Source organism: Peribacillus sp. P4_C12 (genome assembly GCF_056402095.1).
Map to the genome: position 1 here is coordinate 1 of NZ_JBFUIB010000981.1, position 888 is coordinate 888.

Sequence of the window (888 nt, forward strand, 5' to 3'; positions counted from 1 at the left end):
TATTTATCCACCTTACCCTTGTGGGCTTTTAACGAGGACTTCGTTTTATCACTATTAATATAAGACTCAAAAACCTCTTGAATTTTCAATACACCACTCCTTAATAACGATTACAATTAAATATCACCACAAACCAGGTGTGAAAATTGAATTTAAAGTGACTGTTTCACTAAAAGACAGTTAGTTTTTAACAACGTATTTCATTTTTTCGTTTTTTATGCAAATAATATGGAAAAATGAAGCTTGGGAAACTGTAAGATTAACAAGAAGATAAGCCACGATCGTGGCTTACCTTTTGTGTTTACTCCAGATTTACCTATTGTTTTGATATCAGTTGAGACACCTTGTCAGCAATTAATTGCATTATTTGAGGGTTATTCGTAATTGTATCGGTAATATTTTGTGGCTGGGTTTGTGGTGCAGTTGCAGTCGGAAGCTCGACTCCAAAGTATTTATCAACGAGTTCTTGCTTAACCTTTTTTTGTTCTGGTCTTTCTAAGTCACTTAGATATGGGTCAAGTGAAGCCAGTTCCAACTCTATCCTTCTGTTTCGTCTTTCTTCATTTCTGTGGTTAGTAGCTTGTTTAGCAGAATAAGTAAACAGTGTAATTCCGACACCAGTTAAAACCATTCTACTGATTAAAGCAGTCCACGACATTTCTCCTTCATGTTGAATAATAAATTCATAGCCAAACCACAAGATACCCAGTAACGACAAAATTGAAATAGCGTTCCAGCCAAATGCTTTCCAGCCTTCTTTATTTGCGATTTTTTGATACCCTTGAGCAAGACCTTTCATACTCATTATTCCAAGTAATTTTTCAGCCTTTTTGTTCATTTCCTTCATTTGGTCAAGTTCAATTTGTGCTTTTTCCTTGAAATATACAC

The 888-nt window shown here is 34.8% G+C and carries 1 protein-coding gene; it reads right to left on the reverse strand.

Annotated features, from left to right (window positions below; translation table 11 throughout):
- Positions 1-316 precede the first annotated feature (316 nt).
- The coding region (locus tag AC1DUW_RS30695; RefSeq protein ID WP_477644432.1) for a hypothetical protein at positions 317-888 on the reverse strand (572 nt) is incomplete at its 5' end.